Source organism: Candidatus Sulfidibacterium hydrothermale (assembly GCF_020149915.1).
GTDB classification, from domain to species: domain Bacteria; phylum Bacteroidota; class Bacteroidia; order Bacteroidales; family F082; genus Sulfidibacterium; species Sulfidibacterium hydrothermale.
Window position 1 is genome coordinate 2,618,016 of record NZ_CP083760.1, and the last position, 24,579, is coordinate 2,642,594.

Genomic DNA, 24,579 nt, shown 5'->3' on the forward strand with positions numbered 1-24,579 from the left:
AGTTGACGGCCTTTTTTTTAATCTGATATTTTACATTAATTGTCCACAAAATCTTTATCTCCAAAAACAGCCAGGCCGCCCAGCGAAGTTTCTTTATAAAGACTAGGCAAATCTTTTCCGGTCTGTTTCATCACACGGGTAACCGTGTCAAAACTGATAAAATGCCTGCCATCAGACAGAATAGAATAGCGGGCTGCATCAAAAGCACGAACTGCTGCATGCACATTTCGCTCAATACAAGGGATTTGTACCAGGCCATTTACCGGATCACAAGTAAGACCAAGGTGATGTTCCAGTCCCATTTCGGCAGCATATTCAATTTGTGCCGGAGTTCCGCCGCCTATCTGCGTAGCGGCAGCCGCAGCCATGGCACAGGCCGTCCCTACTTCGCCCTGGCATCCTACTTCAGCTCCTGAAATCGAAGCATTGTGTTTTACGATATTTCCAATCAATCCGGCCGTGGCTAACGCCCGGATAACTTTCTCGTCACTGATCTTAAAATGTTCCTGACTCATTTTTAAAACAGCCGGCAAGATACCGGCAGAACCACAAGTCGGAGCCGTAACCACCTCTCCGCCCGAAGCATTTTCTTCTGCCACGGCAAGTGCATAGGAAAAGATCCGGCTGGTTACACGCGCATAATCTTTCAATCCCAACGATTTAGCATAATATGATGCCGCTTTTCGTTGCAATTTCAATCCGCCGGGCAATAATCCTTCGTGTTTCAATCCTTTTTCGATAGCACTTTTCATCACCTCCCAAACCTGTGCAAGATATGAGCGGATAGGATCTCCTTCCGTTTCAAAAACCAGTTCCCAAAAAGTTTTTCCGGTTTTTTTATAATAATCCAGTACATCTTGCATATTCTCCTGTGAATAAACATGTACGGCCTGCTGGTCTTTGGTTTGTTCATCCACAATCTTACCGCCCCCCACGCTATAAACCAGCCAAAGGTCGGCAGGCTGACCGGCATCGGCTACTTCAAAGGTCAAGGCATTGGGATGAAACGGTTTGGATTCGTTCTTTTTCCAGACAATCTCCACATGAGCCGGTTCCAATTCACGCATGACCGAAACATCGGTTAAATGTCCTTTTCCGGTCAAGGCCAGACTACCGTAAAGCGTTACGCGGAACGAACGGGCTTCCGGATGCCGTTTTCTGTATCTTTTGGCAGCCCGCACCGGTCCCATGGTGTGGCTGCTGGAAGGCCCGCGGCCAATCCTGAATATTTCTTTAATTGATTCCATTGTTTTCTCTTAAAATCGCTTTTTACAGAAACCAAAAGTAACGAAAATGCAAAAGCAGGATTACCCTTTCCGTTAATATTAACAATATTGATATATTTGCATAAATTTGTTCGTCTGGCAACCTTTTTTTGGAAAACCTGACTAAAAAACAATTAAAAACTTCACAAAAAACAGCAAACCAAAGTTACATTATCAAAGAATAAAGTCCCTGCACATGAAAAAAATTTTACTCCTTTTTGGTATTCTTTCCATTGTAATCACCGGTAACTTATACGGTCAGGTGAAGGACTCCGTTCCAACAAAACGTGTTCGTCCTAAAGTGGGATTGGTTTTAAGTGGCGGAGGGGCTAAAGGTTTTGCATACATTGGTTTATTAAAGGTTTTACAGGAAGTAAATCTTCATATTGACTATATTGGCGGAACCAGCATTGGAAGCATCATTGGCTCTTTATATGCCGTAGGCTATGCTCCTGACACCATTGCAAAGATCATTCGTGAACAGGACTGGGACGCCCTGCTTACAGACAAAATTGAGCGGCGATACATCAATTTTGAAGACAAAGAATATGCAGAGAATTACATTATCAGCTTACCGCTAAAGAAAAAATCCGTTGCTCTGAAAGAAGCCCTCTACGAAGGTCAGGATGTGAACCTGATGCTGAATCACACCCTTAACGTGGCTTATAAAACCCGGGATTTTAATAACCTCCCCATTCCGTTTTTATGTATGGGAACCGATTTGTTAACCGGAAAAGCCATTGAGCTCCGGTCGGGTTATCTGCCCATGGCAGTCAGGGCCAGCATGTCTATTCCCGGCTATTTTACCCCAACCTATTATCAGGGACATTATCTTGTAGATGGTGGCGTAGTCAATAATTTTCCGGTGATTAACGTAAAAAAAGCCGGAGCACAATTCATCATCGGAGGAAATGTGCAACAAGGACTCACCAAAGACATCAAGAAACTGGATACTTTTACCAAGATCCTTGATCAGGTTATCTCTTTCAACCGGGTGGCAGCCAACGAACAAGCCTATAAAAACACCGATCTTTTAATCAATATCAAAATGAACTATGGCATGATGGATTTCACCAAATACGATTCCATTATGGCCATTGGAGAAAGAGTAGCCCGGCAACATTATCAGCAGCTTAAAAGGCTGGCCGATTCGCTCAATGCAATTCAATTTATTCCGGCCAACAAATGCGATGCCCGTCCGCTGGATTCCATTTACATCAACGATATTCAGATTAACGGATTAAAACAGTTAAAGCCCCAGTTTGTTGGACATTATTTCAAAGATATTATTCATAAAAAAATCAGCTTAAAGAAATTAGAAGACAGAATCAATTACACTTACGGAACCAATTATTTCGACCATGTTTTTTATGAACTTCAGGGAGACAATGACAGTGTAAGGCTTATCCTGAATTTAAAAGAAAAAAGTCTGGGAACTATCCGCGCTTCGGTACATTACGACAACGATTATTCAGGAAGCATTCTGGTAGGGGCTACTTTCCGGAATCTGGTACGCGGCACTAAGCTTTATACCGATGCTGTACTGGGTCCCAATCCACGATTGCGCACCTTGTTCCTGGTCGAAAATGGCCGGTCACCCGGATTGGGAATTACTACAAATTTTTATGAATTTGATTTTGATACCTATAAAAACGATGTAAAAACCGATGAAGTAAGTTTCACCAACTTTTCGGGTGCCGTTTTTATGAATGCCACGGTAAAAAATATTTACAACTTCAGAGCAGGATTTCAATATGAATATTTCCGCTTCCGAATGCAATACGACACTACTTACGAATCGGATTTGGTTTCCAGCTTTAACAGTTACGGAAATCTTTTCCTCTCTTTTCGTTCTGATACTTACGACAACAAACTTTATCCGCGAAGAGGATTCCAGTCTACCTTAATGGCGAAATACGTTATGCCGCTGTCGAACAGCTGGATAAAAGATGTTTTTGGAAATGCATTAATTGTCTATTTTAAATACAACCAGGCTCTTCCTATAGGACAAAAATTTTCATTACGGCCCGGTATTTTTCTGGGAGCCACAGTACGGGGCGATAAACTACCACCGATACAAAACTTTTTTACTTTCGGCGGGCTGAACACTTCCAACTACATTGAAAACTATCAGGATTTTACCGGGGTAAAATTTAGCCAGCAAGGAGGTCTTTATGCCGCTATATTCAAAGCCAAACTGCAATATCAGTTTGCCAAAAAACATTACATAATTGCCCGTTGTGACCTGGGGAACAATGCCATGTCACTCGACGACCTATTTACCTCCGAAACATTCATGATCGGTTATGGAGTAACTTACAGTTATGATAGTTTTATTGGTCCGCTGGAATTAACAATCATGAGCTCCAACCAGTGGAAAAGGTTGCAAGCTTTTATCAACATTGGTTTTTGGTTCTAACCGTTTTCTTTTATTTTCTGCAATCGCGAACGGTCCAGAATGCGAATATGCTTTCCGTGAACCGTGATAATCCCTTCTTTGGATAGCGTATTTAAAAGCCGGCTGATGGTTTCACGCGAAGTACAAACCAAATCGGCCATATCATTCCGGCTCAGAGGCAAATCATACTCATCCGAATTATAGATTTCCTCAGATAAATAGAGTAAAGTACCCGCCAGCCGGCCATATATTTGACTTTGTACCAAATGCAAACAACGATGAAACTGCTCCAGTTCATTTTTGCATACCCCCATCAAAATCTCATACGAGAATTCAGGATTAACATTCAACAACTTTTTAAAGATGTGTATATCAATGAAACAAGCCGAAGACGGCTCTAAAGCTATTGCCGAGTAATGGTTGATCTTATCACCCATAGTGGTAGGAAGCCCCAGATAGCAGGGTGCTTTTTTCAGGCGCAGGATTTGCGTTCGTTGGGGCCCTTCCATGGTCAATTTCACCAAACCCGTTTGTAAGTATATGATATTGGAAGAGAGCGCATTTTGCTTGAAAATCGTTTCTCCTTTTTTAAAAGCGGCTTCCACACAACTGCTTCCTAACATATTCAATTCGGGAATATCCAGATTCTTCACGGCTTCCGACTTCAGCAGGCACACCGAACAACTAACTGACTTCATAAATTTTTTTTACAAATGTAAGACATATTGTGACATAAATCACAATTTATTGCAACCAACATCACGCGGGTTTTCTTGTTTCCCCCTCTTGCGCCCTGTAATTTTGCATTGTTAAAAAAATAACTAATTAAAAAGAGGAGGACACAAAAATGGCAAACAAAAAAATGACCTTGGCACTCTTCTCAGGAAGTGTGGACAAACTGACTGCCGCAGGAGTAATTCTTGGCGGAGCCGCTGCTGAAGATATGGATGTGGAAATTTTCGTTCTGCTTCAGGCAGCCTTTGCATTTAAAAAAGAAAATGCACAAGTCAACGACCGGGTAGCGGAAATCACGGACAAAAAAGATGAATTTCTGGCTTCACTCAAGCGGCTGAATGCTCCCCACTGGACGGAAGCTTTCCGTACAGCCAAAGAAATGACCAATGTAAAAATTCACATTTGCGGTTTTGCTGGCAAGGTATGGCACGGTGAAAAAATAGATGATTTCATCGATCTCGCCGACGACATTGTAGGCATTGGCGAATACATCACCGCCGCCGAAGAATCAGATGTTAACTTGTTTATTTAACCCCAAAAATATAAAACCATGAATGTAGAAGAATTAAAAAGCATTAAAATTGACAAATCGGTAGATGCACGCGGAACATCCTGCCCCGGCCCACTGCTGGCAGCAAAAAAAGCCATCGGACAAATTGAAAAAGGTCAGGTTATGGAAGTACTTTCTGCTGACGAAGGAACCAAAAGGGACATCCCCAAATGGTGCAACAAAAAAGGATTCGAATATCTCGGAACCATTGAAGAATCAGGCTTTTACAGAATCTTGTTAAGAAAATAAAATGGATAGAGAAAAAGTATCGGCAGCTCCGAAGATTCTGGTTTTTTCCACGGAAAAAATCTCCGATCCCGCCATTGACATGGCCGGGCTGCTCAAACTTCACTATCCGCCAACAGTTTACACCATTCCCGTTCCCTGTTCAAGCGCCATCAAATCCCGTTGGATACTGCACGCCCTTGAACAGGGATTCGACGGGGTTTTTATCGCTGCTGACGGTACCGATTGCCCTTACGGGGAAAGCTGCACGGAAAAAACCGGTGAAATCGTCCGGAAAACCATGGAACAGATGAAAGAAAAAGGCATTGATCCTGCCCGGCTGAAAATGGCCGCCATCTGCTCGGTGTGCAGCGAACCTTTTGTAAAACACATCAAAAGCTTTTCAGCTTACTTGTCGGAAAGTGCAAAAAAACAACCATGATGAATCAGGAAAAACAACTGGAATACGATGTGCTGGTAGTGGGCGGCGGAATTGCCGGCGGCGAAGCTGCCCTGAACCTCGCCAACCTCGGATACAAAATCCTGCTGATAGAAAAAGAACTTTCCATCGGCGGAAAAATGATACTGCTGAGCAAAGTCTTTCCTACCCTCGACTGTGCAGCCTGTATCACCACTCCTAAGGTTTCCGAAATTGCCCGCCACCCGAACATCGACATTTTTACCAGTACCGAAGCAAAAAGTATTACCAAAAAAGGCGAACATGATTTTGAAGCACGTATTTTAAAAAAGCCCCGGTATGTTATCATGGAAGACTGCACCGGATGCCAGTTGTGCGAAGAAGCCTGTCCGGTAAGTGTTACCGATGAATACCAGTACGGACTCACCGGACGCAAAGCCGCTTACATCCCCTTCAGCATCGCCAGCCCGCGTGTGGCCGCCATCGACATGGACAACTGCATTTTGTGCGGTGCCTGCGAACGGGCGTGTCCTACCAAGTGCATCGACTTCACCCAAACCGAAGAAAACCTTCTCGTGAAAGTCAAAGCCGTGGTGATTGCCACCGGTTTCAACCTGTTCGATCCCTTAAAAATCCCGCGTTACGGTTACGGAAAATACAAAAACGTGATCACTTCCATGCAAATGGAACGCGAGCTGGCTCCTACCCGCCCGTTCAACACCATTTTGCGTCCCGGCGACGGAAAAATCCCCGACAACATTGCTTACGTTTTATGTACCGGCTCGCGCGACCACAGCGTCGGAAACCCCATCTGCTCACAGGTGTGCTGCATGTATTCCATCAAACAGGCCCAATTGCTTATGGGTGCATTACCCATGGCCGACATCACGCTTTATTACCTGAACATCCGGGCTTTCGGAAAAGGATTTAACGAGTTCTATGCACAGGCACAAGACATGGGCGTGGAGTTTGTAAAAGGAAAAGTAGCCCGTATTAAAGAAAAAGAAAACGGAAACCTGATTTTACGTTACGAAGATATTGTGGACGGAAAAGTGAAAGAAGCCGAACACGACCTCGTGGTACTTTCCGTAGGCGTTCTTCCTAACGAAGGCATTTCCGACAAATTCGAAAACGAAGAACTTCGGCTTGACGAATTTCATTTTATCAAACAGAAAGACCTGTTGGCCAGTCCGGCAAAAACCAGTATCGACGGCGTTTTTGTGGCCGGAACTGCTTCGGGGCCCATGGACATCCCCGATTCCATTTTATCCGGAGGCTCCGCTTCGGCACAAACAACAAGCTATTTAAGGAGGGCTGTCTCATGAAAAAGAAAATAGGTGTTTATATCTGTCACTGCGGCGGAAACATTTCCGACTATGTGGATGTGGAAAAAGTCAGAAAAGCCGTAGAAAAAGAAGAAGGTGTTTTTCTTGCCAAAACCACCATGTTTGCCTGCGCCGATTCCAACCAGAAAGAAATGGTGGAAGACATCAAAGAAAACCAGCTCGACGGCGTAGTGGTAGCTTCCTGTTCGCCCAAGCTGCATCTGCTTACTTTCCGTGCGGCAGTCGAACGTGCCGGCATGAACAAGTACAACTACGTTCACGCCAACATCCGCGAACAGGTTTCGTGGGCCCATTCCGACAACAAAGCCGGTGCTACCGAAAAAGCGGTTAAAGTGGTAAAAGCAGCCATTGCCAAGGTGCGTTATGCCCACTCGCTCGAACCGGTGAAGGTCGAAGCGGTGAATGCCGTGGCAGTTATCGGTGCCGGAGTAGCCGGCATGCGGGCCGCCATCGAATTTGCCGAAGCCGGCACCGACGTGTATCTTATCGAACGCGAACATTTTGTGGGCGGCCGTGTTTCACAATGGGACAACCTCTGTACTACCGAAGAAACCGGAAAAGAGCTGGTAACCCGGTTGTACGACGAAGTGATGAAACTCGATAAAGTAACTCTGTTTACCGGGGCCGAAGTCATCGAAAATTCAGGCAGTGTCGGAAATTTCACCCTGAAAGTGAAAATCACCCCCCGCTACATCAAAAAACACTGCAACAAAGGCCAGCTTCAAAAAGCCATTGAAGTATGTCCGGTGGTCGTACCCGACGAATTTAACTTCAACATCACCAACCGGAAAGCCATTTACCACAATTACCCGAGTGAATATCCGCACTTACCGGTTATCGACATAAAAAACTGTACCCGCTGCGGTGCCTGCGAAGCCGTTTGCGAAAGCATCGACTTCAGCCAGAAAGCCGAAACGCTGACGCTTCGCGTGGGTTCTATCCTGCTGGCCACCGGTTTCGACCCATACGAGCCCAAAAAAGGTGAATTCGGCTACGGCGAAATCGACAATGTGGTCACTTTTCCGCAGTTTAAACGGATTGTCCATATCTGCGATAAAGAATTGATATACAAAGACAAAAAAATAAAAAACGTCGCTTATATTTATTGTGTCGGCAGTCGCCAGGTGGACGGTGAAAACAAATACTGCTCGCGTTACTGCTGTACTTCGGTAATTCACACGGCCAACACCGTTAAAAAGAAATACAACGAAGTTTACAATTATCATTTTACGCGAGGAATACGAACCTACGGAAAACAGGAACTCATCTACGAAGAATCGTGTAAAAACGGCGACATTTACCTGCAGTCGTTCGAATACGATCCGCCCAAAGTGGAGAAAAAAGGCGACAAAACCATCGTCACCATCGAAGACGTGCTTACCGGTAAAAAAGAGCTGTCGGTAGAAGCCGACCTCGTGGTTCTTGTTACCGGCATGGTGCCGCGCAAAGACAATTCCATCGGCAATCTGCTGAAGATTCCCCGCGGACGTGACAAATTTTTCAACGAAATCCACATGAAACTGCGTCCGGTGGAAACGGTAATCGACGGAGTAACCATTGCCGGAGCCAGCCAGGGCCCAAAAAATATCATGGAATCCATGAATTCGGCCCTGTCGGCAGCATCCAAGAGCTTTTCACTCATCAGTTCCGGCGAACTCGACCTGGAACCCACCATTGCCACCGTGGACACCACCCTTTGCGAATGGTGCGGAAAATGCGCGGAAGCCTGTCCTTTCGATGCTTTCGAAAAAGTGGAAATCGACGGCAAAACCGTAGCAAAAGTAAATCCTGCCGTTTGTAAAGGATGCGGTATGTGCCTGCCGGTATGTCCTTCCAATGCACTGAACCTTGTCGGATTGTCCGACGAAGAAGTGGAAAGCATGATTGATGTTTTGTTAACACACGATTAAAAATTGACATCATGGAAATTATCAAGGGAAAAACCATCAAATACATCAAAGAAAAGCGCACGGTACCCCAAAGCGTTAAAGAAAACCTGAAATATTTCAACCAGATGAAAAAAGCGCTGTTGAATGCTTTGCGCGAAAGTCCAAAAACAGTGCCCCAGCTGGCGGAAGTTCTTCAAAAGCCGACAGACGAAGTCTTGTTTTACCTGATGAGTTTATTGAAATACGGCTTTGTGGAAGCCGGTGAACCGGATGATAACGAAGAATATTTTTATTATAAAATAAAAGACAATGGCTAAGATAGATCCGACATTCGCCAAAGAACTGCAAAAATACGGAACGGCAGATTTTCAGGCATGCTACAGTTGCGGTAACTGTACAGCCGTCTGCAACCTGACGGATGAAAACGCCAATTTCCCGAGGATGTACATTCGTTACGGCATGCTCGGATTAAAAGATGAAATACTCGACAGCAAAGACCTGTGGATGTGCTACGCCTGTGGCGACTGCACCGCCCACTGTCCGCGCGAGGCCATCCCCGGTGACTATATGGCCACCCTGCGACGCTATGCCATCGCCCATTACGAGCCTACCGGCATTACCCGGCTGATTTTTAAAAACAATCCCTGGTACATTGCAATCATTATTTTGCTGGCCGTAATTTTGGGCTTTTTCCTGCTCACACTCAAACCCGATATGACCATCTCGCGCTGGATATTCCAGTACATGCCTTTCGAAATCATTCACAACACCGGTGAAGTGGTTTTTGCCCTGACCGGACTGTTTATGCTTATCGGTTTCTGGAATATGTTCCGGCATCTGTCCCGAAACTACCGGCACGAAAAAAAGGAAAAACCCAAATCGTCGCCACTTGCTTCTTTAAAATATGTCATCAACGAGCTGACTACCATGAAACGTTACCAGACCTGCGACAGCGAAGAAGACGGCTTTTGGTATAAAAAACCGGCCGTTGTCCGCCCCTGGTTTATTCACTGGTCTATCATGTGGGGTTTCATCGGATTGCTGTTAGCCACCATTCTCGACTTTTTACTGAAAAATCCGGCTACTACCGTCTGGTGGCCGTCACGCATTCTCGGAACCGTTTCCGGATTGTTTATGATGTACGGCGCAACCATGGCATTGTACTACCGTTTTAGCAAAATTACCGATGCTTACGCCCATTCCAAACTGGCCGACTGGGTTTTCCTGTGGTCGTTGTGGATAACAGGCTTTACCGGATTCTGGATGGAAACCGCTGTTTTTCTCGGCGGAAATGACATGCTCGACCAAATCATTTTTATCATCCACACCATTATGGCTATGGAGCTGGTTTTGTTATTTGCTTTTTCAAAATTTGCCCATGCCTTATATCGGCCGGTGGCACTGTACATGTATCACCGTATGGCCCTGACAAATTAGCTCTCCCTTTCTCAACAACTGTATAAATCTGTCACGAACAGGCTTGTCGGACTTCCCCGGTCCACAGCCTGTTTTTTTTGTGCTTTTTTCTCCATTGCCCAGAACTATCCATCATTATTTCATTCCTGTTTTTGATGGTTACATCCCCCAATTTTTAAACGGTTATCCCGATAAGGCATTTTTCAGATGAAAATTCCTGATAATTTATTCTTGTTATAAATTAATCACACAATTAATTGCATAACAACTTATTACAATTACATCTTTTTCACCCCATAAAACCACCAAAACAATAAACAACACATTATCAATATTTAAGCTATTTGTTTAGAACAGATTCAAATAAACTGTTTTTTCAAAATTAGATAATATATTTGTCTATGCATATATATCTATAGTCATATTTATATTGAATTCTGTTTAATATGTCAACAGATAAGAAACAGAGTTTCAGATCTTTTATAAGAAAACAAAAGAAAAACACATGATCATTTAAAATATTCCGGATGAAAACAAGACGTCAATTTATCAAAATCACAACAGCAGGTGCCGGCGCTGCAGCTCTCGGATTACATTCCATAAAAGTAAAAGGGCTCAGTCTGTTTGATTCTGCCGAACAGGAACCGGTCAGCGATGAAAACATGACCGCTACGCCTACCTATTGCGAGGTTTGTTTCTGGAAATGTGCCGGCTGGACTTATGTGGACAAAAAAGGCCGGGTCAGAAAAGTTATCGGGAACAAAGAAGATCCGCACTGTAACGGACGACTTTGCCCGAGAGGCACCGGCGGTGTCGGAATGTACAACGATGAAGACCGGTTAAAAACACCACTCATTCGCGAAATTGACAAAAACGGATACCAGTATTTCCGTAAAGCCAGCTGGAAAGAAGCACTGGACCTGGTGGCATCAAAAATGGACAAGTTGCGGATGGAACACGGTCCTGAATGCTTGGCTCTGTTTAGCCACGGCACCGGCGGAAAACTTTTTTCCCACCTGGTAAAAGCATACGGCACACCGAACATTACCGCCCCGTCCTTTGCCCAGTGTCGCGGACCACGCGAAGTGGGTTTTACCGCTACTTATGGCGAAGGAGTCCTTTCACCGGAAAGAACGGATATCCGTGATACCAAATGTCTGGTTCTGATTGGCTCGCACATCGGAGAAAACATGCACAACGGGCAAATACAGGAAATGTCGCAGGCACTTGATAATGGCGCTACCATTATTACTGTTGACCCGCGGTTTTCCACGGCAGCATCTCACTCCAAATATTGGCTCCCCATTAAACCGGCTACCGATATAGCCCTGTTGCTGGCCTGGATGAATGTGATTATTGAAGAAGAATTATATGATAAAGCGTATGTAAAAAAATACACCTACGGCTTTGACGATCTTAAAAAACATGTGGCCGACAAAACTCCCGAATGGGCTTATGGCATTACTACCATTGAGCCGGAAGTAATCCGTCGTACAGCAAGAGAAATGGCGGCTGCCGCACCTTCGGTAATTGTCCACCCGGGACGCCATGTAACCTGGTACGGAGATGATACCCAACGCTCCCGGGCTATTGCTATTTTGAATGCCCTGCTGGGATCGTGGGGACGAAGAGGCGGATTTTACAATCCTGAAAAAGTGCATCTGCCCAATTATCCTCACCCGCCCTATCCCAAACCCAAACGGTCGTGGCGCGATGCTTTCCCGAAAAACAAATACAAACTGGTTACCGAAGTACTTTCCACCGGGATTTGCGATGCTACCATTCCGAATCCCGATTTAGACTGCCACTTGCGCGGATGGATCGTTTACGGAACCAACCTGATGGCTTCGTTACCCGACCAGAAAAAAACGCTGGAAGCTATTCATCACCTGGATTTTCTGGTGGTCATTGACACCATGCCCATGGATATTACAGGATATGCCGATGTGGTACTTCCCGAATGTACTTATCTGGAACGCTACGATCCGCTGAGAACATCGCCCCATCGCGAGCCTTATCTTGCTTTGCGCATGCCGGCAGTAAAACCGAAATATGACACCAAACCCGGCTGGTGGATCGCCAAACAACTGGCTCACCGTCTCGGACTGGATGACTATTTTAAATGGAATAATATCGAAGAACTCCTTGACTGGCAGCTCAAAAAAGTAGGATCATCCCTTGAAGAGATGAAACGTGTCGGGGTAAAGAAATTCCCGCGTGAGTATCAGGATTTATATAATCTGCAGGATTTACCGGATTACGAATTCAACACCAATACCGGAAAAATTGAATTGTATGCCACCGAGCTGGCTGCCGAAGGCTTTGATCCGTTCCCCAACTACACTCATCATCCGGAACCGCCACAAGGCTACTACCGGTTAAACTACGGCCGTGCCCCCATGCATACTTTTAGCCGTACGATCAACAACCACAATCTTTGGGACTTAAAAAAGGAAAACAAAGTTTGGGTAAATCCAAAAGTAGCTGATCTGTGGGAATTAAAAGACGGACAGGAAGTTTGGTTAAAAAATCAGGACGGAATTATCTCATCATTTCCTGTTAAAGTAAGAGTTACTGAACGTATCCGGTGGGATTCGGTTTATCTGGTCCATGGTTTTGGACAAACCGATAAAAAACTGACCCGTGCTTTTGGCCGTGGAGCCAGTGACTCTGAGCTGGTATCCAAAATTTACGAAGATCCCATTATGGGAGGTACCGGCATGAGAAGCAATTTTGTTACTTTTTTAAAAGAAAATCCCAGAAAAAACAGAGAGGAGGTTAAAGCATGAGATACGCCATGGCCATTGACACTAAAAAATGTGTCGGCTGCAGCGACTGCGTTGTTGCCTGCCAAACAGAAAATAATGTTCCTCACGGTTATTGCCGCGACTGGATTGTGGAAAGTGTAAGCGGAACTTATCCCGTTGTAGAACTGGAGTTTCGCTCAGAGCGCTGTAATCACTGCGACAATGCACCCTGTGTAAGATGTTGCCCGACAGGGGCAAGCCACATCGCCGAAGGCGGAATTGTACTGGTTACACACGATGAGTGCATCGGATGTGGCGCTTGTATTGAATCTTGTCCTTACGAAGCCCGTTATCCGCATCCGGACGGTTACGTGGATAAATGTACTTTTTGTATTCACCGGGTAGAAAAAGGGCAAAACCCTGCCTGTGTGGATGTTTGCCCTACTCATTGCCTGCATTTTGGCGATCTGGACGATCCCAACAGCGATGTTTCCGTTGCCATGCGCGACCGCAAATGGAAAGTTCTGGCTCCTGAAGCCGGTACCAAACCACAATTGTATTTTCTTATGTAACCTGCTAAAATCCAATTAAAATGAAAGAAGAATTATTTGCCAGCGGACGTCATATTCCACATATCGATCCTTACCTGAACATCTGGCACTGGCCCATTGCCCTTTATCTGTTTTTAGGCGGACTGGCAGCCGGAATCCTATTTTTTGCAGGCTATTTTGTGGTAAAAGGAAAAGAAAAAGAGATGCCCGCCACGGTAAAATGGGCAACCATTATCGCCCCCCTGGCACTCGTCATCGGATTATCCGCTCTCTTTTACGATTTGCACCACAAACTCTACTTCTGGCGGCTTTACACCACCATCCGGCTTTCATCGCCCATGTCATGGGGAGCCTGGACCCTCATGGTCATTACCCCGTTATCTTTTGTCTGGGTAGCCAGTTACATGAAAGAGATGTTTCCCAAGTGGGACTGGAAACTGGAAATTCTCAACAAATTCGAAAGATGGGTTATCAAAAACCGGGTTCCTTTTGCCTGGATTATGATGATCCTGTCCATTATTCTCGGGGTTTACACCGGAATTTTACTTTCCGCTTTTAATGCAAGGCCGTTGTGGAACACTTCCATTCTGGGTCCGTTGTTTCTCACTTCTGGACTTTCAACCGGACTGGCTGCCATTATGTGGATTTCCAAAAGTGAACAGGAAAGAAAAGTCATCAGCCGGATTGACCTGATCCTCATCCTGGTCGAACTTTTCTTAATCATCCACCTTTTTATGGGATTTTTAGCCGGAACAGCCGTAAAACAGGAAGCAGCTGCGCTGTTTCTCGGTGGAGAGTTTACCGTTACTTTCTGGGTATTTGTCGTCATTCTCGGACTGGCTTTCCCCGCCACGCTCGAAGCGCTGGAATTGCGCGGTTATCATGTTCCGAAATGGCTTCCTCCTTTTCTCATTCTGTTTGGCGGACTGGCTTTCCGTTTTATTATGGTGGAAGCCGGACAAATTACACGATTTTTATACTAAACCGAAAATAAAAACTCAATAAAATGGATACAAATCATAACAGACCCCATTACATCAATCCTTATCTCGGCGGAGTATTGCTGGGATTATTGGTCCTGTTAACGGTGTATATTACCGGACGCGGGCTGGGTGCCAGCGGAGCAGTAAAAAGCACAGTGGTCACCACCGCCAAGATAATTACCCCGGCCAAAGCCGAGCACAATGCCTACATGAAAAAATTCATCAGTCCGGATCATTCTCCCATGTACAATTGGCTGATTTTTGAATCACTCGGGATTTTCTTCGGCGGACTTCTTTCCGGGATTCTTTTCGGAAGGGTTAAAAAATTCAGGATTGAAAAAAGCCCGAAAATCACGAACAAAACCCGGTTATTAGCCGCTTTAGCCGGTGGAATTCTCTTCGGTATCGGCAGCCAGTTCGGACGTGGATGTACCAGCGGGGCCGCGCTGAGCGGAAGTGCTACTTTTGCTTTTGGCGGTGTACTGGTTATGCTTGCCATCTTCGGTACCGGTTACATTCTAGCCTGGTTTTTCAGAAAATTATGGATTTAAAAACTTAAAAACAATTCAAAATGGGACCATTAATACCTAACGGAATCATCAACGGGGACTGGAGTTTTGTTATAGCATTACTCATCGGTATCGCTTTTGGATTTCTCCTTGAAGCATCCGGTTTTTCCTCTTCACGCAATATCACCGGCGTTTTTTACGGTTACAATTTTGTTGTACTACGCGTCTTTTTTACTGCTGTAATTGTTGCCATGGTCGGACTGCTTTATTTCGATTATTTCGGATGGCTTGACCTGAGCAAGATTTTTATCCTGCCCACGTTTCTGAAGCCTATGTTGCTGGGCGGAGTTATCATGGGACTGGGATTCATCATCGGCGGTTTCTGCCCGGGAACCAGTTACACAGCTATCGCTATCGGTAAACTGGACGGTTTATTTTTTGCTATCGGCCTTTTCATCGGAATTTACATTTTCGCCCTGGCTTTCCCGCTGTTCAAAGATTTTTATTACAGCGACAACATGGGACATGTCACGCTGACCGATGTAACCGGCATTCCGGCGCCCTGGTTTGCTGCCGGGTTTACCGTAATTGCTCTCGCGGCTTTCTGGATTACCATGGTCATTGAAAAACGCGTCAGGAAAAATTTTACAGAATATAAATTTTAACATTATGAACCGAAATTATATTTTCCTTACCCTGCTTATGCTGGCACTGGCATTGGGCACACTTTTTATAAAAAAGGAGCCTGCACTGCCTGAAACGCCGCCCGAGACATTATTACCCGAGACATTATTATGGGAAATCATACAGCCTACCCGGTACGTTTCAACGGATCAGGTGGCCAAAATGATCATCCAGAAAGATCCGTCATTAGAGATCGTGGATGTTCGCTCACCCAAAGCTTTTTCCCGGTTTACCCTGCCTGGTGCTGTAAACGTGCCACCCGACAGTCTGCTCTCTCCTTCCGGTTCTGATTATTTTGGAATCCCGGGAATAAAAGTCGTTTTTATTTCGGACGACGGAATTTTGGCTGACCAGATGTGGGTTTTAGCAAAAAGATTGGGATATAAAGACTTATATGTTATGAAAGGTGGGCTTAACCGTTGGATGGAAACCATTATCCAACCTAAAGAACCCGGTGAAGGTGAACCTTATACCGCCTTTGAGAAATATGAATTCCGCCAAGGCGCCCGGCTCTATTTTACCGGCGCCAAAGTAAAAACGACCAAAGCCACAAAAACCAAAGTTGTTGTACGGCGAAAAAAGAAAGCTACCGTCGCTTCCGGCGGATGTTAATCGTTTTATCAAAAAGTAAAAACCATGCACGAACACGAACATAATCCCAAAAAGACCCTGATCACCGTCATCATTTTTGTGCTCATTATTATTGTCGGATTTCTGACGCTGCACAAACCCCGTTTCCGGTACCAACTTACCATTAACGAGACGGTAAAAATGTTAAAAGATAAAAACAATGCTTTTTATCCTTATCAGCTTACCGATGTCATCGACCAGGTAAATACCAAAGTCGTTCTGATCGATATCCGCAATAAGTTTGCTTTTAGCCGCGGACATATCCCTGGAGCTGAAAATATTTCGGCATACGACCTAACCCAAAAGAAAAACATCAAACACCTGGAAGCATTGGCAGATAAAGGAATTACTGTTGTCCTTTACGGTAATGATCAACTACAGGCCAATGGCCCGTGGATGTGGTTCAGGATGACCGGCTTTAACAACGTAAAATACCTTCTTGGAGGATATAATTACTATCAGAAACATAAAAACAACCTGGCACAAACGCAAAAAGACAAAAGCTATCTTACCGGCATTCCACGGTATGACTATGCTAAGCTTGCCAGCAGTCCGGCACAAACAACTGTTTCAAAAACGAAAGTGAAAAAACCGGTAATCATCCGCAGAAAGAAAAAAGCTACCGTGGCTTCCGGTGGATGCTAATTTAAAGGACAAAAATCTTTTTAAAAAGCTGTTTCTGAAAGGGACAGCTTTTTTTATACCGATTGAAAATCAAAATGCGCTTTTGGTTCATTTCAATCCCAAAAGCGCTTTGATTTAGTATCGGCATTTACAATGGTATTATTTGAAAAAAACCCGGGTTATTCCTGCCCCTCCCAATTCCACCGGAGCATCCCCAAAACGTTCAATTTCTTTCACCGACTGCAAATATTCGCGGATAATCTCCCGCAGAATACCATAACCTTTTCCATGTAAGATACTTACTTCTTTTATACCGAGTAGCAGGGCATCATCGATATAACGGGTCAAAAGCGCCATAGCCTCATCAGCCCGTTTGCCACGCAGATCAAGCGTCAGTTCAAAGTGAGCGGCTTTTTGATTGATCTCACGCATTACACCCGAATGACTGACTTTTGGTGATTTTGTTACCGGCTTTTTATCTGTTCTCTGCAATTTGTCCCGGGCAATCTTCAGACGGATATTATTGACATTGACATAACAGTCTTTACCTTCAACGGAAACCACTTCGCCTACAGTATTGCTGTCTTTTACCAAAACAAAATCGCCCGGACGCAAAGGTCTATCCGGTAAAATTTCCACTTTTTCCGGCTGCTCTTTCCTGTTTTTCGATTTACGGGAATTCTCTTTTTTATACTTTGTTTTGGGTGAAGCTGTTAATGATTTCTCTAATTGACTTTTATGTTTTTCGAGTTGCTTACGCAATTTTTGTGTGGTTTCCTTTTCAGCCTGTACTTCCCTGATTTGCCGGATGGTATTTTCGATCATACGGTTCGACTGCCGGACAATTTCCAATGCTTCTTCTTTTGCCTGCTGAAGAATCTGTTTTTTTTCTTTTTCGAGTTGTTCGGTCAAATGCCGGTATTTTTCAATCTGTTGCGAAAGTGTGACATCGGCTTCAGCAAGTTCTTTTTCTTTTTGCGAAAGATTAATTTTATCCGCTTCAAGTTGTTGAAGCTGGGTATCAAAACGCAAGTGCTTTCCGCCACTTTTTTTGCGGGCACGATTCAGCACATCCTGCGGAAATCCTATTTTCCGTGCTATCTCAAAGGCAAAAGAGCTGCCCGGCTTCCCCGTTTTCAACCGATACAACGGTTTTAAAGCTTCCACATCAAAAAGCATGGCTCCGTTTTGTGCGCCATCAAGCCGGTCGGCAGCCAATTTCAGGCTGGTGTAATGCGTTGTGAGCACACCAAAAGTCTGTTTATGCACCAACTGCTCCAAAACGGCTTCAGCAATAGCAGATCCCAGTTGCGGTTCGGTACCCGTACCAAATTCGTCAATTAAAACCAGGCTCCGGCTGTTGGCATGCTGTAAAAAATATTTCATGTTCAGCAGATGCGAGCTGTAAGTACTCAGGTCATTCTCCAGCGACTGTTCGTCTCCTATGTCTATGAAAATATTTTCAAAAACAGGAAACTTACTGTCAGGCGAAACCGGAACCGGCAACCCACATTGCAACATGTATTGTAATAATCCCACCGTCATCAAACAAACCGATTTCCCCCCTGCATTGGGTCCGGAAATCAACAACAAGCGATTTTCTTTGGTAAGTTCCATATCAAGAGGTACCACTGTTTTTCCCGAATCTTTATGAGCAAGAAACAGCAAAGGATGAACTGCTTTTTTCAGATAAAGATGACGTTCATGAGTCAACATGGGCAAAGAAGCCTCGATTTTTTTCGAGAACAATGCCTTGGCACGAATAAAATCAAAAAGTCCCAACACCCGGTATGACTTTATCAGCGAATCGATATACGGCCGCAGCCGGTCGCTGAAACGGGTCAGTATGGCAATGATCTCCCGGCGTTCTTCACTTTCAAGTTCCAGAATCTCGTTAGAGACTTCGAAGCTGTTTAACGGCTCAATAAAAACCGTTTGTCCGGTGGCCGACTCATCAATAATAATTCCTTTCAATGCCCTTTTATCCGCCGCTTTAACAGGAATCACCGCCCGTCCGTTGCGCAGCGTGATTTCGGCATTTTCGGGAAGCCATCCCGACTTCTTTGCCTGTGAAAAAGCCTTGCGTACTTCCTGCATCACCTGCCGTTGCTTGCGTGACAGTTTCACCCGGATAGCAGCCAGTTTTTCAGAAGCAGTATCTTTTATTTCCCCCTTGTCATCAATAATACGGCCGGCATGCAGCAAAATTTCCCCGGGAACAGTAATCAGAAACATAAAAACAACCTGGCACAAACGCAAAAAGACAAAAGCTATCTTACCGGCATTCCACGGTATGACTATGCTAAGCTTGCCAGCAGTCCGGCACAAACAACTGTTTCAAAAACGAAAGTGAAAAAACCGGTAATCATCCGCAGAAAGAAAAAAGCTACCGTGGCTTCCGGTGGATGCTAATTTAAAGGACAAAAATCTTTTTAAAAAGCTGTTTCTGAAAGGGACAGCTTTTTTTATACCGATTGAAAATCAAAATGCGCTTTTGGTTCATTTCAATCCCAAAAGCGCTTTGATTTAGTATCGGCATTTACAATGGTATTATTTGAAAAAAACCCGGGTTATTCCTGCCCCTCCCAATTCCACCGGAGCATCCCCAAAACGTTCAATTTCTTTCACCGACTGCAAATATTCGCGGATAATCTCCCGCAGAATACCATAACCTTTTCCATGTAAGATACTTACTTCTTTTATACCGAGTAGCAGGGCATCATCGATATAACGGGTCAAAAGCGCCATAGCCTCATCAGCCCGTTTGCCACGCAGATCAAGCGTCAGTTCAAAGTGAGCGGCTTTTTGATTGATCTCACGCATTACACCCGAATGACTGACTTTTGGTGATTTTGTTACCGGCTTTTTATCTGTTCTCTGCAATTTGTCCCGGGCAATCTTCAGACGGATATTATTGACATTGACATAACAGTCTTTACCTTCAACGGAAACCACTTCGCCTACAGTATTGCTGTCTTTTACCAAAACAAAATCGCCCGGACGCAAAGGTCTATCCGGTAAAATTTCCACTTTTTCCGGCTGCTCTTTCCTGTTTTTCGATTTACGGGAATTCTCTTTTTTATACTTTGTTTTGGGTGAAGCTGTTAATGATTTCTCTAATTGACTTTTATGTTTTTCGAGTTGCTTACGCAATTTTTGTGTGGTTTCCTTTTCAGCCTGTACTTCCCTGATTTGCCGGATGGTATTTTCGATCATACGGTTCGACTGCCGGACAATTTCCAATGCTTCTTCTTTTGCCTGCTGAAGAATCTGTTTTTTTTCTTTTTCGAGTTGTTCGGTCAAATGCCGGTATTTTTCAATCTGTTGCGAAAGTGTGACATCGGCTTCAGCAAGTTCTTTTTCTTTTTGCGAAAGATTAATTTTATCCGCTTCAAGTTGTTGAAGCTGGGTATCAAAACGCAAGTGCTTTCCGCCACTTTTTTTGCGGGCACGATTCAGCACATCCTGCGGAAATCCTATTTTCCGTGCTATCTCAAAGGCAAAAGAGCTGCCCGGCTTCCCCGTTTTCAACCGATACAACGGTTTTAAAGCTTCCACATCAAAAAGCATGGCTCCGTTTTGTGCGCCATCAAGCCGGTCGGCAGCCAATTTCAGGCTGGTGTAATGCGTTGTGAGCACACCAAAAGTCTGTTTATGCACCAACTGCTCCAAAACGGCTTCAGCAATAGCAGATCCCAGTTGCGGTTCGGTACCCGTACCAAATTCGTCAATTAAAACCAGGCTCCGGCTGTTGGCATGCTGTAAAAAATATTTCATGTTCAGCAGATGCGAGCTGTAAGTACTCAGGTCATTCTCCAGCGACTGTTCGTCTCCTATGTCTATGAAAATATTTTCAAAAACAGGAAACTTACTGTCAGGCGAAACCGGAACCGGCAACCCACATTGCAACATGTATTGTAATAATCCCACCGTCATCAAACAAACCGATTTCCCCCCTGCATTGGGTCCGGAAATCAACAACAAGCGATTTTCTTTGGTAAGTTCCATATCAAGAGGTACCACTGTTTTTCCCGAATCTTTATGAGCAAGAAACAGCAAAGGATGAACTGCTTTTTTCAGATAAAGATGACGTTCATGAGTCAACATGGGCAAAGAAGCCTCGATTTTTTTCGAGAACAATGCCTTGGCACGAATAAAATCAAAAAGTCCCAACACCCGGTATGACTTTATCAGCGAATCGATATACGGCCGCAGCCGGTCGCTGAAACGGGTCAGTATGGCAATGATCTCCCGGCGTTCTTCACTTTCAAGTTCCAGAATCTCGTTAGAGACTTCGAAGCTGTTTAACGGCTCAATAAAAACCGTTTGTCCGGTGGCCGACTCATCAATAATAATTCCTTTCAATGCCCTTTTATCCGCCGCTTTAACAGGAATCACCGCCCGTCCGTTGCGCAGCGTGATTTCGGCATTTTCGGGAAGCCATCCCGACTTCTTTGCCTGTGAAAAAGCCTTGCGTACTTCCTGCATCACCTGCCGTTGCTTGCGTGACAGTTTCACCCGGATAGCAGCCAGTTTTTCAGAAGCAGTATCTTTTATTTCCCCCTTGTCATCAATAATACGGCCGGCATGCAGCAAAATTTCCCCGGGAACAGTAATCAGAAACATAAAAACAACCTGGCACAAACGCAAAAAGACAAAAGCTATCTTACCGGCATTCCACGGTATGACTATGCTAAGCTTGCCAGCAGTCCGGCACAAACAACTGTTTCAAAAACGAAAGTGAAAAAACCGGTAATCATCCGCAGAAAGAAAAAAGCTACCGTGGCTTCCGGTGGATGCTAATTTAAAGGACAAAAATCTTTTTAAAAAGCTGTTTCTGAAAGGGACAGCTTTTTTTATACCGATTGAAAATCAAAATGCGCTTTTGGTTCATTTCAATCCCAAAAGCGCTTTGATTTAGTATCGGCATTTACAATGGTATTATTTGAAAAAAACCCGGGTTATTCCTGCCCCTCCCAATTCCACCGGAGCATCCCCAAAACGTTCAATTTCTTTCACCGACTGCAAATATTCGCGGATAATCTCCCGCAGAATACCATAACCTTTTCCATGTAAGATACTTACTTCTTTTATACCGAGTAGCAGGGCATCATCGATATAACGGGTCAAAAGCGCCATAGCCTCATCAGCCCGTTTGCCACGCAGATCAAGCGTCAGTTCAAAGTGAGCGGCTTTTTGATTGATCTCACGCATTACACCCGAATGACTGACTTTTGGTGATTTTGTTACCGGCTTTTTATCTGTTCTCTGCAATTTGTCCCGGGCAATCTTCAGACGGATATTATTGACATTGACATAACAGTCTTTACCTTCAACGGAAACCACTTCGCCTACAGTATTGCTGTCTTTTACCAAAACAAAATCGCCCGGACGCAAAGGTCTATCCGGTAAAATTTCCACTTTTTCCGGCTGCTCTTTCCTGTTTTTCGATTTACGGGAATTCTCTTTTTTATACTTTGTTTTGGGTGAAGCTGTTAATGATTTCTCTAATTGACTTTTATGTTTTTCGAGTTGCTTACGCAATTTTTGTGTGGTTTCCTTTTCAGCCTGTACTTCCCTGATTTGCCGGATGGTATTTTCGATCATACGGTTCGACTGCCGGACAATTTCCAATGCTTCTTCTTTTGCCTGCTGAAGAATCTGTTTTTTTTCTTTTTCGAGTTGTTCGGTCAAATGCCGGTATTTTTCAATCTGTTGCGAAAGTGTGACATCGGCTTCAGCAAGTTCTTTTTCTTTTTGCGAAAGATTAATTTTATCCGCTTCAAGTTGTTGAAGCTGGGTATCAAAACGCAAGTGCTTTCCGCCACTTTTTTTGCGGGCACGATTCAGCACATCCTGCGGAAATCCTATTTTCCGTGCTATCTCAAAGGCAAAAGAGCTGCCCGGCTTCCCCGTTTTCAACCGATACAACGGTTTTAAAGCTTCCACATCAAAAAGCATGGCTCCGTTTTGTGCGCCATCAAGCCGGTCGGCAGCCAATTTCAGGCTGGTGTAATGCGTTGTGAGCACACCAAAAGTCTGTTTATGCACCAACTGCTCCAAAACGGCTTCAGCAATAGCAGATCCCAGTTGCGGTTCGGTACCCGTACCAAATTCGTCAATTAAAACCAGGCTCCGGCTGTTGGCATGCTGTAAAAAATATTTCATGTTCAGCAGATGCGAGCTGTAAGTACTCAGGTCATTCTCCAGCGACTGTTCGTCTCCTATGTCTATGAAAATATTTTCAAAAACAGGAAACTTACTGTCAGGCGAAACCGGAACCGGCAACCCACATTGCAACATGTATTGTAATAATCCCACCGTCATCAAACAAACCGATTTCCCCCCTGCATTGGGTCCGGAAATCAACAACAAGCGATTTTCTTTGGTAAGTTCCATATCAAGAGGTACCACTGTTTTTCCCGAATCTTTATGAGCAAGAAACAGCAAAGGATGAACTGCTTTTTTCAGATAAAGATGACGTTCATGAGTCAACATGGGCAAAGAAGCCTCGATTTTTTTCGAGAACAATGCCTTGGCACGAATAAAATCAAAAAGTCCCAACACCCGGTATGACTTTATCAGCGAATCGATATACGGCCGCAGCCGGTCGCTGAAACGGGTCAGTATGGCAATGATCTCCCGGCGTTCTTCACTTTCAAGTTCCAGAATCTCGTTAGAGACTTCGAAGCTGTTTAACGGCTCAATAAAAACCGTTTGTCCGGTGGCCGACTCATCAATAATAATTCCTTTCAATGCCCTTTTATCCGCCGCTTTAACAGGAATCACCGCCCGTCCGTTGCGCAGCGTGATTTCGGCATTTTCGGGAAGCCATCCCGACTTCTTTGCCTGTGAAAAAGCCTTGCGTACTTCCTGCATCACCTGCCGTTGCTTGCGTGACAGTTTCACCCGGATAGCAGCCAGTTTTTCAGAAGCAGTATCTTTTATTTCCCCCTTGTCATCAATAATACGGCCGGCATGCAGCAAAATTTCCCCGGGAACAGTAATCTCAGCTGCCGGAAGTTTCAATTGCGGAAAGGCATCTTCTTCAGTATGCTGAAAAAATTCCTGAATATCCTGAAGTGTTTGCAAAGAACCTTTCAGATCAAACAGCATTTCCTGTGAAAGATAAGAACCGGGAACTTTCAGCTGTTCCAGTCCGCTTCGCAGATCAAAATAATTTTGTGCAGGAAAATGTTTCCCGGTTTCGATGATCTGGATAAACTCACCGGTTTGCAGCAGCATCTTCTCAATTAACGGCAAACGAGACGAAAACCGCATTTTATCCACATATTCCCGCCCGATTTCGCTGATGCAATTTTCGGCAAGCAGCAAACGAAGAGTATCAAAACCGATTTTATGTTCAAAATTTTCCGGATAAATCATCGCGACAAAGGTAGCGAAAATCAACAGCCTGAAGGATAAAACAAGTGCAACTGTTTACTTTTCCTTGATCTTCATTTCCGTTGTCTGCTGGCAGCATCTGTTTTTCTTCATCAAAAAAATTCATTACTTGACAAAACATGAAAAACAGTTCTTTCTGATACTTTTAAACCGGCAACGTTGATAATTTTTCAAAAACTGTGACCCGCTTTTCCCCATTGGTTCA

22 protein-coding genes are annotated in these 24,579 nt (G+C 44.5%); 17 read left to right on the forward strand and 5 right to left on the reverse strand.

Annotated elements, in window-relative coordinates:
• Positions 1-35 precede the first annotated feature (35 nt).
• Entirely contained in the window at positions 36-1,247 is a 1,212-nt protein-coding gene (locus LA303_RS10720) for an L-serine ammonia-lyase (protein ID WP_240525393.1), read from the reverse strand.
• A gap of 214 nt (positions 1,248-1,461) precedes the next feature.
• Here LA303_RS10720 and LA303_RS10725 point away from each other — a divergent pair, with 214 nt between their 5' ends.
• Positions 1,462-3,684 carry a patatin-like phospholipase family protein gene (locus LA303_RS10725; RefSeq protein WP_240525394.1) on the forward strand — a complete coding sequence of 741 codons (2,223 nt, stop codon included), beginning with the start codon at positions 1,462-1,464 and terminating at the stop codon, positions 3,682-3,684.
• Here the strand turns inward: LA303_RS10725 and LA303_RS10730 are convergent.
• A complete protein-coding gene (locus LA303_RS10730; protein ID WP_240525395.1) occupies positions 3,681-4,361 on the reverse strand; it encodes a Crp/Fnr family transcriptional regulator in 681 nt (226 codons plus the stop codon). The genes LA303_RS10725 and LA303_RS10730 overlap by 4 nt on opposite strands.
• Positions 4,362-4,510: 149 nt before the next feature.
• On the opposite strand from LA303_RS10730, the gene LA303_RS10735 reads away from it, so the two are divergent.
• The 14 genes from LA303_RS10735 (at position 4,511) to LA303_RS10800 (ending at position 16,991) form a co-directional block, all read left to right on the forward strand.
• The gene (locus LA303_RS10735) at positions 4,511-4,930 is read left to right on the forward strand and encodes a hypothetical protein (protein WP_240525396.1); all 420 of its coding nucleotides are present in this window, start codon (positions 4,511-4,513) and stop codon (positions 4,928-4,930) included.
• A gap of 18 nt (positions 4,931-4,948) precedes the next feature.
• Complete coding sequence (locus tag LA303_RS10740; protein ID WP_240525397.1) at positions 4,949-5,197, forward strand: sulfurtransferase TusA family protein; 249 nt, start codon at positions 4,949-4,951, stop codon at positions 5,195-5,197.
• 1 nt (position 5,198) lies between these two features.
• Positions 5,199-5,615, forward strand: coding sequence for a hydrogenase iron-sulfur subunit (locus LA303_RS10745; RefSeq protein WP_240525398.1), 417 nt, complete (start codon positions 5,199-5,201; stop codon positions 5,613-5,615).
• Positions 5,612-6,916: a CoB--CoM heterodisulfide reductase iron-sulfur subunit A family protein gene (locus LA303_RS10750; protein ID WP_240525399.1), complete on the forward strand. Its 1,305-nt coding sequence runs from the start codon at positions 5,612-5,614 to the stop codon at positions 6,914-6,916. The genes LA303_RS10745 and LA303_RS10750 overlap by 4 nt, the downstream gene beginning before the upstream one ends.
• The gene (locus LA303_RS10755; protein ID WP_240525400.1) at positions 6,913-8,847 is read left to right on the forward strand and encodes a CoB--CoM heterodisulfide reductase iron-sulfur subunit A family protein; all 1,935 of its coding nucleotides are present in this window, start codon (positions 6,913-6,915) and stop codon (positions 8,845-8,847) included. The genes LA303_RS10750 and LA303_RS10755 overlap by 4 nt, the downstream gene beginning before the upstream one ends.
• Before the next feature lie 11 nt (positions 8,848-8,858).
• Entirely contained in the window at positions 8,859-9,143 is a 285-nt protein-coding gene (locus tag LA303_RS10760; protein WP_240525401.1) for a helix-turn-helix domain-containing protein, read from the forward strand.
• Positions 9,136-10,263 (forward strand): 4Fe-4S dicluster domain-containing protein, encoded by a 1,128-nt coding sequence (locus LA303_RS10765; RefSeq protein ID WP_240525402.1) that lies wholly within the window; start codon positions 9,136-9,138, stop codon positions 10,261-10,263. Before LA303_RS10760 ends, LA303_RS10765 begins: the two co-directional genes overlap by 8 nt.
• A 506-nt stretch (positions 10,264-10,769) precedes the next feature.
• Complete coding sequence (locus tag LA303_RS10770) at positions 10,770-13,031, forward strand: molybdopterin-containing oxidoreductase family protein (RefSeq protein ID WP_240525403.1); 2,262 nt, start codon at positions 10,770-10,772, stop codon at positions 13,029-13,031.
• Positions 13,028-13,561 (forward strand): 4Fe-4S dicluster domain-containing protein, encoded by a 534-nt coding sequence (locus LA303_RS10775; protein WP_240525404.1) that lies wholly within the window; start codon positions 13,028-13,030, stop codon positions 13,559-13,561. Before LA303_RS10770 ends, LA303_RS10775 begins: the two co-directional genes overlap by 4 nt.
• A gap of 20 nt (positions 13,562-13,581) precedes the next feature.
• A complete protein-coding gene (nrfD, locus tag LA303_RS10780; protein ID WP_240525405.1) occupies positions 13,582-14,523 on the forward strand; it encodes an NrfD/PsrC family molybdoenzyme membrane anchor subunit in 942 nt (313 codons plus the stop codon).
• A gap of 23 nt (positions 14,524-14,546) precedes the next feature.
• Complete coding sequence (locus tag LA303_RS10785) at positions 14,547-15,074, forward strand: YeeE/YedE thiosulfate transporter family protein (protein WP_240525406.1); 528 nt, start codon at positions 14,547-14,549, stop codon at positions 15,072-15,074.
• Between the two features lie 20 nt (positions 15,075-15,094).
• Positions 15,095-15,697, forward strand: coding sequence for a YeeE/YedE thiosulfate transporter family protein (locus LA303_RS10790; RefSeq protein WP_240525407.1), 603 nt, complete (start codon positions 15,095-15,097; stop codon positions 15,695-15,697).
• A 4-nt stretch (positions 15,698-15,701) separates the two neighbouring features.
• Positions 15,702-16,328, forward strand: a complete 627-nt coding sequence (locus LA303_RS10795; RefSeq protein WP_240525408.1) for a rhodanese-like domain-containing protein — start codon at positions 15,702-15,704, stop codon at positions 16,326-16,328.
• Between the two features lie 24 nt (positions 16,329-16,352).
• A complete protein-coding gene (locus tag LA303_RS10800) occupies positions 16,353-16,991 on the forward strand; it encodes a rhodanese-like domain-containing protein (protein ID WP_240525409.1) in 639 nt (212 codons plus the stop codon).
• Between the two features lie 138 nt (positions 16,992-17,129).
• On the opposite strand, the gene LA303_RS10805 is transcribed toward LA303_RS10800, so the two are convergent.
• Positions 17,130-19,175 (reverse strand): endonuclease MutS2, encoded by a 2,046-nt coding sequence (locus tag LA303_RS10805; RefSeq protein WP_240525410.1) that lies wholly within the window; start codon positions 19,173-19,175, stop codon positions 17,130-17,132.
• On the opposite strand from LA303_RS10805, the gene LA303_RS10810 reads away from it, so the two are divergent.
• A complete protein-coding gene (locus LA303_RS10810) occupies positions 19,167-19,382 on the forward strand; it encodes a hypothetical protein (protein ID WP_240525411.1) in 216 nt (71 codons plus the stop codon). The genes LA303_RS10805 and LA303_RS10810 overlap by 9 nt on opposite strands.
• Positions 19,383-19,520: 138 nt before the next feature.
• Here the strand turns inward: LA303_RS10810 and LA303_RS10815 are convergent, their stop codons facing one another.
• Entirely contained in the window at positions 19,521-21,566 is a 2,046-nt protein-coding gene (locus tag LA303_RS10815; protein ID WP_240525410.1) for an endonuclease MutS2, read from the reverse strand.
• Between LA303_RS10815 and LA303_RS10820 the strand changes: the two genes are divergently transcribed.
• Complete coding sequence (locus LA303_RS10820) at positions 21,558-21,773, forward strand: hypothetical protein (RefSeq protein ID WP_240525411.1); 216 nt, start codon at positions 21,558-21,560, stop codon at positions 21,771-21,773. The genes LA303_RS10815 and LA303_RS10820 overlap by 9 nt on opposite strands.
• 138 nt (positions 21,774-21,911) lie before the next feature.
• Here LA303_RS10820 and LA303_RS10825 read toward each other — a convergent pair whose 3' ends face one another.
• A complete protein-coding gene (locus tag LA303_RS10825; protein ID WP_240525412.1) occupies positions 21,912-24,356 on the reverse strand; it encodes an endonuclease MutS2 in 2,445 nt (814 codons plus the stop codon).
• Between the last annotated feature and the right edge of the window lie 223 nt (positions 24,357-24,579).

What these genes read in the sequence shown, in the direction of transcription:
- LA303_RS10745 (WP_240525398.1), top strand. Translation starts at nt 5,199, where the DNA reads ATGGATAGAGAAAAAGTATCGGCAGCTCCGAAGATTCTGGTTTTTTCC.
- nrfD (WP_240525405.1), top strand. Translation starts at nt 13,582, where the DNA reads ATGAAAGAAGAATTATTTGCCAGCGGACGTCATATTCCACATATCGAT.
- LA303_RS10790 (WP_240525407.1), top strand. Translation starts at nt 15,095, where the DNA reads ATGGGACCATTAATACCTAACGGAATCATCAACGGGGACTGGAGTTTT.
- LA303_RS10720 (WP_240525393.1), bottom strand. Translation starts at nt 1,247, where the DNA reads ATGGAATCAATTAAAGAAATATTCAGGATTGGCCGCGGGCCTTCCAGC.
- LA303_RS10760 (WP_240525401.1), top strand. Translation starts at nt 8,859, where the DNA reads ATGGAAATTATCAAGGGAAAAACCATCAAATACATCAAAGAAAAGCGC.
- LA303_RS10740 (WP_240525397.1), top strand. Translation starts at nt 4,949, where the DNA reads ATGAATGTAGAAGAATTAAAAAGCATTAAAATTGACAAATCGGTAGAT.
- LA303_RS10770 (WP_240525403.1), top strand. Translation starts at nt 10,770, where the DNA reads ATGAAAACAAGACGTCAATTTATCAAAATCACAACAGCAGGTGCCGGC.
- LA303_RS10735 (WP_240525396.1), top strand. Translation starts at nt 4,511, where the DNA reads ATGGCAAACAAAAAAATGACCTTGGCACTCTTCTCAGGAAGTGTGGAC.
- LA303_RS10765 (WP_240525402.1), top strand. Translation starts at nt 9,136, where the DNA reads ATGGCTAAGATAGATCCGACATTCGCCAAAGAACTGCAAAAATACGGA.
- LA303_RS10810 (WP_240525411.1), top strand. Translation starts at nt 19,167, where the DNA reads ATGCAGCAAAATTTCCCCGGGAACAGTAATCAGAAACATAAAAACAAC.
- LA303_RS10725 (WP_240525394.1), top strand. Translation starts at nt 1,462, where the DNA reads ATGAAAAAAATTTTACTCCTTTTTGGTATTCTTTCCATTGTAATCACC.
- LA303_RS10795 (WP_240525408.1), top strand. Translation starts at nt 15,702, where the DNA reads ATGAACCGAAATTATATTTTCCTTACCCTGCTTATGCTGGCACTGGCA.
- LA303_RS10785 (WP_240525406.1), top strand. Translation starts at nt 14,547, where the DNA reads ATGGATACAAATCATAACAGACCCCATTACATCAATCCTTATCTCGGC.
- LA303_RS10825 (WP_240525412.1), bottom strand. Translation starts at nt 24,356, where the DNA reads ATGATTTATCCGGAAAATTTTGAACATAAAATCGGTTTTGATACTCTT.
- LA303_RS10800 (WP_240525409.1), top strand. Translation starts at nt 16,353, where the DNA reads ATGCACGAACACGAACATAATCCCAAAAAGACCCTGATCACCGTCATC.
- LA303_RS10730 (WP_240525395.1), bottom strand. Translation starts at nt 4,361, where the DNA reads ATGAAGTCAGTTAGTTGTTCGGTGTGCCTGCTGAAGTCGGAAGCCGTG.
- LA303_RS10820 (WP_240525411.1), top strand. Translation starts at nt 21,558, where the DNA reads ATGCAGCAAAATTTCCCCGGGAACAGTAATCAGAAACATAAAAACAAC.
- LA303_RS10750 (WP_240525399.1), top strand. Translation starts at nt 5,612, where the DNA reads ATGATGAATCAGGAAAAACAACTGGAATACGATGTGCTGGTAGTGGGC.
- LA303_RS10775 (WP_240525404.1), top strand. Translation starts at nt 13,028, where the DNA reads ATGAGATACGCCATGGCCATTGACACTAAAAAATGTGTCGGCTGCAGC.
- LA303_RS10755 (WP_240525400.1), top strand. Translation starts at nt 6,913, where the DNA reads ATGAAAAAGAAAATAGGTGTTTATATCTGTCACTGCGGCGGAAACATT.